Genomic DNA, 13,491 nt, shown 5'->3' with positions numbered 1-13,491 from the left:
TGCCCGCGCCGCGGTAAAAACGGCTCGTGGTGCAAAGGGCGACTTGTTTTCAGTCTCGATTCACATTCATCACGCAACTTGCGTGACACGCCTTATCGCAGCGACCTGATATAGCAGGACGCGGCGACGCCCTATTTTTCAGCATGACTGGAAGGAGTCCGCGAATGTCCGCTTCAAGCAATCGCAAAACCAGGAAACCGGTCCCGGTCTGGCAGAAATGGGTAATGACTCCCGGTAACTGGTGGCTGCCCCTGTTATTCGTCACGTTCACCGGCGTCGGCAGCCTGCTGTTTGTCGGTTCTCGCACCTATACCGATGCCCCTCCGCGCGTCGATATGGTGACTGACGACGGCAGGGTCATTATCAGCGAGCGAAATATCATCAACGGGCAGGTTATTTTCCTGCAGCGAGCGCTAATGGAATTTGGCAGCATGTTTGGCGACGGCGCCGGCCGCGGTCCCGACTTCACCGCCGATGCGCTCCACCAGGTCAGCAGTGCAATGCAGCGTTTCTACCGGCAGCAACTGCAGGCTGATCAGCGCGAGCAGGCGGGCGATTTTGCCCGGGACGCCGTGCGCAGCAGGGTGCAGCGTGAGCTCAAGCAGAATCGCCACGATGCCGCCACAGCGCAAATTACGCTCAGCCTTGCGCAGGTTTATGCCTTTGAGCAACTCAAGCAGCACTACCGCGACTTGCTGCTGAAGCAACACCGAAACGAGCTGCCGGAGCTACAGGACCTCAGCGCCGAAAGCATGCACGACCTTGCCGCCTTCTTTTTCTGGGGGGCATGGGTCAGCGCTGCGGAGCGACCCGGCGCAAGCTACAGCTACACCAACAACTGGCCATTCGACCCGGATGCCGGCAACACCGCACCGGAGCCCGTGCTGTTCTGGAGTGTTATCGGCACCCTGGGGCTGATGCTGGGACTCGGCGCTGTGCTGTTCCTGCATGGCCGCTTTGCAGAGCTGGTGGGCTGGAAGTCCAGTGTGCGCAAGCCCGAACCCAACACGCTGCAGCAAATGCAGGAGTACCAACCCATCCGCCTGCAACTGGCTACCTACAAGTTTTTCTGGATCGCGGCACTACTGTTTTTAATGCAGGTATTCGCGGGTGTGCTCACGGTGCACAATTTCCTCGGCCTGAACACGCTGTTTGGCTGGAATGTCTCCGAGTGGCTGCCGTTGACCGTGGTGCGCAGCTGGCACCTGCAACTGGCGCTGCTATGGATTACCGCCTGCTGGATCGGCGCTTCCATTTTCCTGCTGGCTACATTTTCCGGCAGTGAAATCAGGGGGCAGCTACTGCTGACCAACATTCTTTTCTGCCTGATTGTGTTCATGACCCTCGGCAACCTTATCGGCATATTGCTCGCCCCCACCGGAATACTGGGAAGCGCCTGGAACCTGCTCGGCAACCAGGGCTGGGAGTTCGTCGAAATGGGCAAACTGTGGCAGGCCCTGTTAATGCTGGTGCTGCTGTTGTGGGCGCTCATCCTGTTCCGGGGTATAGCCCCGGCATGGAAAAAGCGCCGGGCATGGCAATTGCCCAACTGGCTGCTGTACACGGTGACCGCGGTATCCCTGCTGTTTTTGTCTGGTTTTGTCGCCACCCCGGAAACAAATTTCGTTATCGCGGACTTCTGGCGCTGGGCGGTGATTCATATGTGGGTGGAGGCTTTCTTTGAGGTCTTCGCCACGATACTGGTTGCCTACTTCATGTACCTCATGGGTTTCGTCAGCCACCAGGGCGCATCCCGGGTGGTATACATTGCGGCGCTACTGTTCCTGGGCTCGGGCCTGCTGGGTATCAGCCACAATTTTTACTGGAATGCCAAGCCGATGGCGACCCTGGCGGTGGGCAGTATTTTTTCTACCTTGCAGGTAGTGCCGCTGATCCTGCTGACCCTGGAGGCCTGGCAATTCCGCAAACTTCCCGCCGACAGCCTGGTCAAGCAGGGCGTCACTCGGGCCCGTTACCGCGAGCATTTTGGCCAGTCCGCGGCCTTCCTGTTTCTGCTCGGGGTCAACTTCTGGAATTTCCTCGGCGCTGGCGTGTTCGGCTTTATCATCAACCTGCCGATCGTGAACTACTACGAGCACGGCACCTACCTGACAGTCAATCACGGTCACGCGGCATTCATGGGCGTCTATGGCAATTTGTCACTGGCGGCCATGTTGTTCTGTGCCCGCTACCTGCTGCCGGAGCATGCCTGGCCCCCACGCCTGCTCCGCCGCGCTTTCTGGAGCCTGAATATTGGCTTGCTGCTCATGGTGGCGCTGGACCTGTTCCCGGTCGGATTCGACCAGCTCAGGAAGGTCATGGAGCACGGTTATTGGTACGCGCGCTCCGACGCCTACATCCAGGGTAAGGTTTTCCAGACCCTGACCTGGGCCAGGATCAGCGGCGGCCTGCTGTTTATTTTCGGTGGCGTACTGCCTGTAGCCTGGTTCATGAGCAGTCGGATGCGCCACGTCAAGCGCCCGCCTGGCGAGCACGCTATATCTTGAATCAGATCAAGGTATTCGAGGTTTTCCCCGATATACTGGGCGTTCACCACATCACCGGCCACAATCACATCCCCAGAGGACAAGCCGTTATGACCAGTATTGCCACTCTCATGCAGGACAACCACCGCCACTGTGACGAACTGTATGCCGCTGCTGAGACCGCGGTCGACAACAGCGACTGGGACACTGCTGATAGCGCCTGGCGCGCCTTCAGCGAGGAATTTGAGCGTCATATCACCGACAAGGAAGAGGGGCAGCTGTTCCCGGCGCTGGAAGCCGCCAATGGCCCCGCGGGACCTATCGGCGTCATGCGCATGGAACATGAACAGATGCGCGCCCTGCTGATACAGATGGAGGAAGCGCTGGCCAGTCGCGACACGCGGCAGTTTCTGGGCCTGGGGGAAACGTTCATGATGCTGACCCAGCAACACAACATGAAGGAGGAAAATATTCTCTACCCCATCATGGACCAGCTTATCCCCGGCCAGGCCGATGACCTGCTTTAGGGCCTGCTCACCCTGACCGAGTCGGCCCTGGACGACATGCCGCGCGCGCTGACCCTTGACGCCCGCGAGATGGCTCCGCCCGAGCCACTGCAGCGAGCCACGGAAATCCTGCACCAGCTCGCCCCGGGCACCTACCTGCACATGCTGCACCGTCGCATTCCCTATCCTCTGCTGGACACTGCGCAAGGGCTGTCGCTGAAAAGCCAGGTCATCGAATCCGGAGAGGCAGACTACACCATCATCATTTTCGACCCGGCAGACCGCCTGGCGCTGCAGGCAGCGGGTGTCCTTTGAGAATGCAGGGCCTGTCACTGGAGGTCATTCCGCCGCTGCACATTCCGCTGCGATTTTTCCTCACCGCACCCTGTATGGGCATACTCGCGGCGCTTGCCCTGTTGCTGGCCGATGGCGGCGCCCTGCAACAAGCGCTGCATCCTGCCCTGCTGGGCATCACTCACCTGCTCACCCTGGGTTTTATGGCCATGGTGATGCTCGGCGCAATGCTGCAACTGGTGCCGGTTATCAGCGGCCACCTGGTACCCGGGGGCGCCGCGGCCGCCACAACGGTGCATCTGTTACTGCTCGCGGGGGTCCTGTTGCTGGCTGGCGGCTTTGTCTTCAATGAGTATCGCCTGCTCCCCTGGGCCGGCCTGGCGCTGGTGCTGGCCTTCGCCAGCTTTTTGCTGCCGCTGGCTTCACTGCTGCTGCGGCCGCTGGGCGGCGATGCAATCTTCAGCATCCGCCTGGCAGCACTTTCACTGCTGCTGACCGTGGTACTGGGGCTCTGGCGCGCCGCGGCCTGGGCCGGCCTGGCGGCGCCTGAGCCACCGACAAACATCACCAACCTGCACCTGGGGTGGGGCCTGGCTGGCTGGACCCTGCTACTGGTCATGGGGGCCAGTTACCAGGTGATCCCGATGTTTCATGTTACCCCCGGCTATCCCAGGGCCCTGGCCCGCGCCCTGCCGGTGGCCGTGTTTGCTGCACTGCTTGCGCTGAGCGTCTTTACCTCACCGACCGCCCAGGCTGTTGCCCTGCTGCTGCTGTGCGCCAGCGCCAGTGGCTATGCACTGCTGTCACTGCGCCTGCTGGGCCAGCGCAAACGGCGCATCGCTGATATCACCGCGCGCTTCTGGGCCCTCTCGCTGGGCTCACTGGCGACTGCGGCAATCGCCGTGCTCTTGCTCTACGGCCTGGGAGACCAGCTGGCCAGCCACTGGCAGGCGCGGGGGCAGGTGGCGCTGGGCATCCTCTGCATCTACGGCTTTGCGATCTCGGTGATCATGGGGATGCTGCAAAAGATGGTGCCTTTCCTCAGCTACCTGCACCTGCAGCGCCGCTGTCTGGGCAATTTCGAGGCGCTGAAAGACTTGCCGCATATGGGCCTGATCATTCCCGAGCACCGTTCCCGGCGCCAGTACCTGTTGCACTGTGCGGCGCTGGCGCTGCTGTTGCTGGCCACCGCCGGCATCTGCCCTGCCTGGATGGCAGGCGCCGCGATGCTGGCGGACTTCGGCTTCCTGGCTTACACGCTGCTGGCAGCCGCCCTGCTGTACCGGCGCAGCCTGCCCAGCCATTAGCCTGGCGTGCTGCTCGCCCGGTGGTCCATGACGCTCAGTCGTCGACGGGCTCGATCGCTATGGCGCAGTTGATCGCCAGGCGCTGCCCGGCGCGCTCGGCTGCCTCGATGCGCTGGACCAGGTCCGCCTTGCAGCGGCGCAATTCATCGACCCGCCGCAAGCTCGCGGTATCTGGCTTGCCGCAGCGCTCCTTGCTGCTGAGGTTGTTGCGCTGGTGAAACCTGATCTTGTCATCGATCAGGGTCATCAGCACCTCGGTGGCCTGGGCCGGCTCGAAAATGCCGTCCACCAGCCGGTAGCTTTCGCGGTCCTGTTGCAGGTACTCCTCGCTGGTCGAAAGCTGCGATAATTGCTTAGACATGACTGACTTCTCCCTGTGGTTGGCTTGATTGTTGCGACTTGTTGGTCCATTCCTGCCAGTGACCGGCACGATAGAGCTCGATGCGCTCGCCTTCCCAGCGCAGCAGATACAGCCACTGGTTCTCCACCAGCTGGCGCACGGTTGGGTGTTTGGCGAGCACCGCCTCAATGCTCTCCCGGGGCGCCCGGATCACCACACTCAGGCGCAGGGGCCGATGGCGCCAGCGCTCACCGTCGTGGACCGATTGCAGCGGCAGGCCGATGCGCAGGTCGCCGCCGTTGCCCTCGAACACCCCCAGGCGGCCGCCGACGACGTTGTGCAGGGTCTTGTTGCCACTGCCGAAGCGGCGGTTGTCGGCGCTGGAGGCCAGGTACTGCATATTGATCCAGTGGGTGACGATCATCGGCGCCGTCATGATCTGTTCCAGCAGGGCGCCGTCCGGGTCCCGCCGGTAGTCGTAATCGTGAAGAAAGCTGCGCCCTTGCAGATCGACGCCGCGGGTGGTCGAGCGCGGTGCCACGACAAAGGCGGCATTGTTGGCCAGGCCCCACTCGGGACGGGTCTGGGCCCAGTCGTTGGCGCGCTGGCGCATCGCCCGGTGCAGAGCGCGGGGCTCGTCAACCAGCGGCGACAGACCCAGCGCCGGGGCCCGCTCTCGTCTCGCCTCCCGGCCCGCCGCCTCCAGCTCGCTGGTGAGCTGCCCGATCGCCTGGCTGTGGCTCGCCGGGACCGTGTCGAGGTCAAGCAGCTGGACCTCGTCGGTTGTGGTGTTGTGCAGGCCGGCAACAAACAGGGTATCCGCGGGTATATCGATACCGCGCTCGCGCACCCCCTCGCGCACCGCCGGATCATTGAGCATTGCGCTCAGTGCCCTGGCGTTGACCTCGCCGGTCTGGCCGCAGCAGGCGCCGCAATCGAGCCCGGCGCGATGGGGATTGTTGCGCACCTGGCTGCCGTGGCCGATCAACAATACCAGCCGCGCCAGGGACCCGCCCAGGCCCATCCCGGTCAGCACCTGAGCCGCGAGCTCCGCCTGGGCCGCCGCACCACCGGCACTGTCCTCATCCAGCATGGGACGCAGCTCCTGCCGGTCGCTGGCGCTCAGGCCACGATCGGCATCGGAGCGCTGGTCGCCAATGCCCGGCAGGGTCCGTTTCACCAGCTTTGCCAGGTAGCCCAGGCCCATTGTTTCCACCAGGGTGAAGGCCGACAGCGGCAGCGACTGGAAATTCCGCCAGCCCAGCGCGGCCCGCAGCCGGCCGTCGCGCCGCTGCGCGATCTGGCGCCCGCTGGCCTCATCCGCCGCATGATCGGTGATGGCGATGGCCGGCGCCAGCAGCCCCGGCAATTGCGGGCGGGTGGCGGTGGTGCCCAGCGGGGTATAGCTGATGGGCAGCCCGAAAAAGCCGGCGAAGCCGATAGTCTGGATGCGCTGCGACTGCGACTCCAGGTGGCGCCGGAACACCTCCGAGCGCACGTCGATGCAGAACGCGGCCTGGACCTCCGGTGTCGCACTGCCCGCGCTGACCGGAGCGGTTGTCAGGGTGCCCACCAGGCTGTTCTGGTAACTGATCTCTTCCGCCCGCTGCCACACCGCCTGCACTGCCGGGGCGCTATCGCCAGCGGCCTGGAAGTGTCGCTGCCAGTTATTTTGCCAGCGCGACCAGACGGAGTCGGCGCTGCGCCGGCCGTCGTCCAGCAGGCACTCCCAACTCAGGCGGATGGCCAGCAGATCCACCAGGGTGCGATCATCCGCGTCAGCCAGGCGGGCCTGCCAGCGCAGATAGGCGCACCAGGCGGCCCAGCCGCTCAGGCGCATGACCACCGCCTGCAGGTACAGGTTCCAGTCACTCTCCGGCACCGCCAGTTGCTGCAGCGCCCGCGCGATCTGCCGCTCCGGCTCGACCGCGAGGTCGGCGGCGCGGGCCGGAATGTCCGCCGCTTTCATCAACAGCGCGACACTGTGATCGCGGGTCAGGGCGCTGCGCCAGCTGGCGTACAGCCCCGGCGCCGTAGTCGGCTGCCAGTCGGCCTGGTCGCGATCGAAGTAAGCGCCGCAAAACTGGGCCACCTGGTGGGTGAGGGTGTCACACCAGGCCGGTTCGTGCTGCAGGTCCCGCTGGCTGTCCAGGGCATCGCTGAGCAGCGGTGCGGGCCGCAGATGACAGTCGTCCTCTTGCAGTGCCGCCACCAGTTGCCTGATCGACAGGGCAAAACCCAGCTCCTGCGCTGCCCTCTCCAGGTCTGCCGGCGCGATATCCCCGCGCTCCCAGGCCTCGCGATAATGGGCCGGCGCCAGCGCCAGGGGTGAACCGGCGATATGCGCCAGCGACTGCCTGGCCTCCTCGAAGTGCTGGTGGATGCGCCCCCAGTAGGGGTTAACCGCGATCATCCGGTCCAGCGGCCAGGTCGGTGCCACCGTGTCGATGGCAGCGTCGATCGCCGCATTGACCGCGGTCTCCAGGGTGGGTTCAGGCATGGTAATGGCGTTCACAACTTGTCTCCCTGCACAATGAAATGACGGTTGACCAGGGTGCCGGCCTGTACCGGGCTAAGCCGGGCGGGCCAGATCCTGAAGGTGAGCCGGGTGAAGGTTTCATCGAGGTAGAAACCGCAGTAGGCCCAGGGGTAGATTGCCCTCGCCAGACGGCCGCCCGGGTGGCGGCGCAGCCAGGCCTGGATGCCGTACAGGGCGCCGAAGCACAGCAGGGTCCAGGCAATCAGGTAAGTGGCAACCGGGCCGGCCGGCGGCGCCAGGCCGGCAAACAGCAGGTGCCACAGCAGATACAGCTGGGTCAGCCCGAGCAGCGCGGCGCAGCTGCGCGCAATCTGCCACGGCCGCCCCCCCTGCTCGAGCCACAATAGCGGTGCCAGTCCCAGGGCGACGATGGCCAGGGCGACCGGCGGCAGCGACAGGCTCGGGACCAGCGCCTGCCAGGCAAGCACGGAGGCGGTCACCAGGGCAGCGCTCAGGCCGGCGGCGGCCAGGTACCACAAGCCCGGCCGCAGTGCGCCGCGCCCGGCGAGGAAATCATTGGCGTGGGCCTGTTCCACGGCGGTACCTGCCGCCAGGAACGCGTGCGCCTTGTACAGCGAGTGCGCAACCAGGTGCAGCAGCGCCAGCTCGTACAGGCCCAGGCCCACTTCCACCAGCATGAAACCCATCTGGGCACAGGTGGACCAGGCCAGGCGCACCTTGATGCTGATGCGGGTCATCATCACCAGGCTCGCCAGCAGGGCCGTGACGCTACCGGCAATCACCAGCAGCGCCTGCGCGGTCGGGGCCAGGGACACCAGTGCGGCCAGGCGGATCAGCACGAAGCCGCCAATATTGACCACGCCGGCGTGTAACAGCGCGGACACCGGTGTCGGCGCCTCCATGACCTGGATGAGCCAGCCGTGCAGCGGCAGTTGTGCGCATTTCAAAATGGCCGCCAGCGCGAACAGTGACGCGGCCCACGCCAGCCCCGCGGGCAGCGTGGACAGCCCGCCCAGGTGGTCGTACAGGCCATCCAGAGCCAGGGTGCCGGTGGCCTGGTATACCAGTACCAGGGCAATCACCAGGCACAGCTCGGCCAGCCGGCTGACCAGGAATTTCTTGTGCGCCACAATCTGGGCGGTTTTGCGTTCCTGGTAGTGGGTCAGCAGAAAGTGCAGGCCGATGCTGGTGCCGCTCCAGGCCAGCACGATAATTACCAGGTGCCGGCTGACCATCAGCACGCTGACCGAGGCCAGGGTGAACAGCATGGCCCGGACGAAGCGGCCCTGGTGGGGTTCCCCGTCCAGGTAGCGGCAGGAGTAGTTGACGATCACCCAGCCCAGCAGCGCCACCAGCAGGATACCGGTCAGCCCCAGCGCATCGGCCCCGCCCGGGGCCACCGGCAGGCCGGCAAGCGCGCCGGCAATCGCGGCGCCCGCGGCCAGCAAACCCAGTGCGGCCGCGGCTTTGGCAATCGACCACTGGCGCTGCGGCAATATCCACACCAGTGCCAACGCGAGCGTATAAAACAGGGCTGTTGCCCACCCACCAACAAGTGCTGTCATCCTGGCGCCCCTCCTCAGGCCTCCGGGTCTGTTTGAGTGGCGCCATCTTGCAACAAGGCAATGCTTTTTAATAATATATTGTTTTTAATTAATCGTTCTATAAATGAGAACTATAGATGCGCGACCTGAACTTCCATCACCTGTACTACTTCTGGGTCGTGGCCAAGGAGGGAAACCTCACCCGCGCGGCGCAACAACTGCATGTGTCCCAATCGGCGCTGTCATCGCAGATCCGGCGCCTGCAGGAACAGCTGGGGCAGGAACTGTTCAGCCGCGAGGGCCGTACCCTGCGCTTGACGGACGTGGGCCACGTGGTACTGGAGTACGCCGAAAGTATCTTCAACCTGGGCAGCGAATTGCTGGCACTGACCCAGAGCGGTGAATTACAGCGCATGCAGCGCCTGCGCATCGGCTCGGTGGCGACGCTCTCGCGCAACTTCCAGGAGAACTTCCTGCGCCCGGTGCTCGACGAGGACCAGGTGAAACTGCTGATCCGCTCCGCCAGTCTGGAGGAACTGCTGGAGCAGCTCAAGGTGCACAAGCTGGACCTGATCCTCTCCAACCGGGCGGTGGCCGCTGATTCCTCGACCCCCTGGCGCTGCCAGCAGATTGCCGAGCAGAGTATCTGCATTGTCGGCCCGCCGGGCCAAGGCGCGAAGCGGTTCCGTTTTCCCGAGGACCTGGCGGGGGCGAAACTTATCGTGCCGGGTCCGGGAAGCGACATCCGCAGCCAGTTCGACCTGATGTGCGACCAGCGCGGTGTGCAGGTCGACCCCTATGCGGAGGTCGAGGACATGGCCATGCTGCGCCTGCTGGCCCGCGACTCGGGCGGCCTGGCGGTGATCCCGGAAGTGGTGGTACAGGACGAGCTGAGCAGCGGACGGCTGCAGAAGTACTGCGTGCTGGAAGACGTGGCGGAGCGTTTCTACTCCATTACTGCCAAACGGCATATCGAGCTGGTGGCCTTAAAAACCCTGCTGCAGCGCTCGCACGCCCTGAACGCCTGAGGGGCCAGCCGTGGAGATGTCGTATACTGTCCACTCGTCCGTGACCCGCCAGGACAGGCCGCACATGAAAAAACGTTTTACTATTCTCATCGCCAGCCTGACCCTGCTGCTGGCGGCGGCATGGGGCTACCTCTTCGGCTACAGCGACCCACCGGTGGACCCTGCCTGGGAACTCGCCCCGGCGGAGACCATTCCCGAGGGCGCACTCACCGTGCGCTTCGCCGGCACCTCGACCCTGCTGTTCGACGACGGCGACACCGCCTTCCTGTTTGACGGCTGGTTTTCCCGGCCCGGCCCGCTGGAAGTCCTGCTCCAGAAGATAGCCCCGGACCTCGACAACATCCACTGGGGCCTGCAGCGCATGCAGATCGACACACTCGCCGCGGTCATCCCCCTGCACTCCCACTACGACCACGCGATGGATACGCCGGCGGTCGCCGAGCGCACCGGGGCAACGGTCTACGGCAGCGGGGCCACCGCCAATATCTGCCGGGGCTGGGGCCTGCCGGAGAAGCGCATCGCGCTGCTGTCAGACCGCGCAATGTTCCAGCTCGGCCAGTTCGAGATCACCCCCATCGTATCGACGCACTTTGCCTACCCGGATGCCAGGATGCGGGAATCGCTGCTGGAAAACGCTGACATCCCGGAGCCGCTGATACCGCCCGCCAGCGCTTTCGACTACAAGCTGGGCAAAGCCTACATATTCCATGTCGCCCACCCGCAAGGGTCATTCCTGGTGGTCGGCAGCGCCGGGTTCGTACCCGGGCAACTGGCGGGGATGGACGTGGATGTGCTGTTCCTCGGCACCGGCGGCATCGGCAGCCAGACCGCGGACTACCGCGAGCAGTTCTGGGCGGAGACCGCGGGCCAGGTCAGGCCGGAACGAGTCATACCGGTTCACTGGGATTCGCTGACCGGGCCGCTGGACGGCCCGCTCACCGGCGAGGTGCGTATCGCCCGCCTGCTGGCCGGCAGCGATGAGGCGGCGCTGGCGTTCCTGAGGGCAAAAGAGAGCGCCAACCCGGATGTCGAATTCGCCACCCTGCCACGCTTCGACCCGGTGGTGCTGTTTCCCTGACCGGTGGTGCTGTTTCCCTGAATAGCTGGCAGGTTTGGGGTGCCCATGATTGCGATGCAGCTATCATTCCGACAGGCCGCCGGAGTGGTCTTGAACCAGGTCCCGAAAGGCCCGGGGAGACTCCCCGCTCCAGCGCCTGAAGGCGTGACTGAAATTGCCCGGCTCTGAGTAACCGAGCAGTTCCGAAATCTCTTCTAGCGGCAGGCGCGTCTCCGCAAGGTACTCCCTGGCCAGGCCAAAGCGGATCTCGTCCAGCAGGACGCGGTAGCTGCTGCCCTCATCCCTCAGTCGCCGTCGCACGGTGCTGCTGGACATATGCATCTGCTCAGCGACGATTTCGATGGAAGGGAACACACCGGGCCTGCGCAGGATCGCCATACGCACTTCGTCGACGAACTTGCCCTGGTTGCTCAGCCGGGCGACCAGCATCTGGCACTGCTGCAGCATGTACCCGGAGGACTCGGGGTCAGCCTGCGGCAGCGGCCGGTCCAGTAATGCTGCATCGAAGACCAGCTTGTTGCTCCCGGCACCGAAATGGACCTCGGCACCGAAATGTTCCCGGTAGCGTTGTTCGCAACCGTGCCCGTCGTGAGACAGGTATACCGCCAGGGGTTCCACCGGAGCACCGAGCACCTCGGAAAATGCCACCAGGGCGGCGGACATGTCGCGGTCGCTGTATAGGTCGAGCAGTTCCCGCTCGATTGGCGGCGGGTCGCCCATGGCGAACCAGGCCGTATCGCCCTCCTCTCCGGAGGTGAAACTGAAGAAGCTGAAGGTGAGCTTGCCGAAGTTCTCCACGACCTTCAGGGCATGGCGAAAGGTGGCGGCGCTGAGCAGCGCGTACCCGAACATACCGTAGCGCTGCGGGGTAAAGGGCATACCGAGTTTGAGGCCGACCGCCGGGTCGTCGCTCAGTTCCAGGCAGTTGCGGTAAAAGGCCAGCTCCTGCTGCAGCGTCATCAGGGCCCTGGGGTCGGCCAGCTGCGAGTTCATGATGCCGGTTCCCTTGAGGCAAACAGATGCGTCGAAACCCATTTTCGCCATTATCTCGAGTGGAGAAACCAGGGACCGCACCGCGTGTTGCGGCAAGGCGCCTTCGCTGGAAACTGTCATAGGCAGGACGTGTGCTTGGGGTCAGCCCATGGTAGTCACGGTGACTGAATATCACAAGTTTTTGCCGTGGACGCACATTCAGCTCCGCAGCCCGATTAGCCAGAATTCATGGCATCGAGCTAACGACAACAGGAGCGATCCACCATGTCCAACGAACGCAAGGTACTGGTCTACGGCGCCAGCGGTTACACCGGTAAAATTATTGCCGAGAGCCTGGCACAGCGCAACATCCCCTTCTACATGGCGGGGCGCAACGCGGAGCGCCTGCAGCAAGCCAAGGGGGTCGTCGAGGAACGCCACGGCGCGGCGATCGACGCGGAGATAGCGGTGTGCAGCAACAGCCCCGGGGAACTGCGCCCCTGGTTCGAGAAAGTGGACGTGGTGATCAACGTTTCCGGCCCCTTTATGCAACTGGGCTGGCCCATCGTAGAGACTGCCCTGGCGTGCGGCTGTCACTATTTGGACACCACTGGTGAGCAGGACTGGACCCGGGCCATCGCCGAGCAATACGGCCAGGCCTTCGCCAACCAGGGCCTGCTGCTGGCCCCCGCCACCTCCTACATGTGGACCGCCGGCGCCCTGGCTGCCGAGGTGGTACTGGAGAACCCGGAGATCGACAGTCTGGATATCTGCTACCAGATCGACCACGGCCTGCCGTCGGAGGCCTCCACCAAGAGCTTCCTGCGCATGGTCTGCAACGAGCAGCTGTTCCTGGAACTGAACGAGTACAAGCAGTGGCAGTGGGACACCCTGGCGACTGTCACCGTGCCCTACCGCGCCGGCACCCTGCGCGCCTTCCCCTGGGGCGGCGCCTGTGAACCCGTCTGGTACAAGGACGACGAACGGGTGCGCAACTGCAAGGTGCTTACCGCCTTCGGTGAGCACATGATCGACGCGCTCGTCGAGGCCATTAACAAGTTCCACAACGAGGCCGCCCACCTGCCGCAGGAGGAGCGCGAGGCCTGGACCAACGCCCTGGGGGATGCCATGGACTCCGGCGAGCCGCCCAAGGACACCCTGGACGTGCAACGCAGCGTGATTGTGGCCAGTGGCCAGGGCCGCCGCACCACCAACCAGTACGTGTTCAACGTGTCCGCCCCCTACACCTGGACCGGCGAGATTTCCGCCGAGTCAGCCAGGCAGCTGCTGGAAGGCAAACTGCTCAAGCCCGGTTTCCAGTCGCCGGCCACCGCCTTCAATCACCGCGAACTGATCCAGACCTTCCACGAGTTGGGCTTCACCAGCGCGCCCCCCGCACCGGGCAGCATCTAACAAGGGCGAGCCCGCAGGAGAGA

11 protein-coding genes are annotated in these 13,491 nt (G+C 64.2%); 7 read left to right on the top strand and 4 right to left on the bottom strand.

The window, feature by feature from the left end; all coding sequences use genetic code 11:
* The first annotated feature begins 164 nt into the window (after positions 1 to 164).
* From DWB85_RS14265 to DWB85_RS14250, 4 genes are all read left to right on the top strand, one after another.
* Complete coding sequence (locus tag DWB85_RS14265) at positions 165 to 2,507, top strand: nitric-oxide reductase large subunit (RefSeq protein WP_162846138.1); 2,343 nt, start codon at positions 165 to 167, stop codon at positions 2,505 to 2,507.
* A gap of 89 nt (positions 2,508 to 2,596) precedes the next feature.
* Positions 2,597 to 3,013, top strand: a complete 417-nt coding sequence (locus DWB85_RS14260; protein WP_117956094.1) for a hemerythrin domain-containing protein — start codon at positions 2,597 to 2,599, stop codon at positions 3,011 to 3,013.
* A 36-nt stretch (positions 3,014 to 3,049) separates the two neighbouring features.
* Complete coding sequence (locus DWB85_RS14255; RefSeq protein WP_117955941.1) at positions 3,050 to 3,307, top strand: DUF2249 domain-containing protein; 258 nt, start codon at positions 3,050 to 3,052, stop codon at positions 3,305 to 3,307.
* A 2-nt stretch (positions 3,308 to 3,309) separates the two neighbouring features.
* A complete protein-coding gene (locus DWB85_RS14250; RefSeq protein WP_117955938.1) occupies positions 3,310 to 4,593 on the top strand; it encodes a hypothetical protein in 1,284 nt (427 codons plus the stop codon).
* Positions 4,594 to 4,627: 34 nt separating this feature from the next.
* Here DWB85_RS14250 and DWB85_RS14245 read toward each other — a convergent pair whose 3' ends face one another.
* The 3 genes from DWB85_RS14245 to DWB85_RS14235 are packed head-to-tail and all read right to left on the bottom strand — an operon-like array spanning position 4,628 to position 8,998.
* Positions 4,628 to 4,954 carry a hypothetical protein gene (locus tag DWB85_RS14245; protein ID WP_117955936.1) on the bottom strand — a complete coding sequence of 109 codons (327 nt, stop codon included), beginning with the start codon at positions 4,952 to 4,954 and terminating at the stop codon, positions 4,628 to 4,630.
* Positions 4,947 to 7,448, bottom strand: a complete 2,502-nt coding sequence (locus DWB85_RS14240; protein ID WP_205422750.1) for a YbcC family protein — start codon at positions 7,446 to 7,448, stop codon at positions 4,947 to 4,949. The genes DWB85_RS14245 and DWB85_RS14240 overlap by 8 nt, the downstream gene beginning before the upstream one ends.
* Positions 7,445 to 8,998, bottom strand: coding sequence for an NADH-quinone oxidoreductase subunit L (locus tag DWB85_RS14235; protein WP_117955934.1), 1,554 nt, complete (start codon positions 8,996 to 8,998; stop codon positions 7,445 to 7,447). Before DWB85_RS14235 ends, DWB85_RS14240 begins: the two co-directional genes overlap by 4 nt.
* Before the next feature lie 116 nt (positions 8,999 to 9,114).
* Here DWB85_RS14235 and DWB85_RS14230 point away from each other — a divergent pair, with 116 nt between their 5' ends.
* On the top strand, positions 9,115 to 10,005 hold the full coding sequence (locus DWB85_RS14230; RefSeq protein WP_117955931.1) for a LysR family transcriptional regulator: 891 nt from the start codon (positions 9,115 to 9,117) through the stop codon (positions 10,003 to 10,005).
* A gap of 64 nt (positions 10,006 to 10,069) precedes the next feature.
* Positions 10,070 to 11,083 carry an MBL fold metallo-hydrolase gene (locus tag DWB85_RS14225; RefSeq protein WP_162846137.1) on the top strand — a complete coding sequence of 338 codons (1,014 nt, stop codon included), beginning with the start codon at positions 10,070 to 10,072 and terminating at the stop codon, positions 11,081 to 11,083.
* A 63-nt stretch (positions 11,084 to 11,146) separates the two neighbouring features.
* Here DWB85_RS14225 and DWB85_RS14220 read toward each other — a convergent pair whose 3' ends face one another.
* Positions 11,147 to 12,118 (bottom strand): AraC family transcriptional regulator, encoded by a 972-nt coding sequence (locus DWB85_RS14220; RefSeq protein WP_275400578.1) that lies wholly within the window; start codon positions 12,116 to 12,118, stop codon positions 11,147 to 11,149.
* Positions 12,119 to 12,340: 222 nt separating this feature from the next.
* Between DWB85_RS14220 and DWB85_RS14215 the strand changes: the two genes are divergently transcribed.
* A complete protein-coding gene (locus DWB85_RS14215) occupies positions 12,341 to 13,468 on the top strand; it encodes a saccharopine dehydrogenase family protein (protein ID WP_117955922.1) in 1,128 nt (375 codons plus the stop codon).
* Positions 13,469 to 13,491: the final 23 nt, after the last annotated feature.

The organism is Seongchinamella sediminis (assembly GCF_003457605.1).
Lineage (GTDB): Bacteria > Pseudomonadota > Gammaproteobacteria > Pseudomonadales > Halieaceae > Halioglobus > Halioglobus sediminis.
This window is presented reverse-complemented; position numbering and strand designations above follow the sequence as displayed.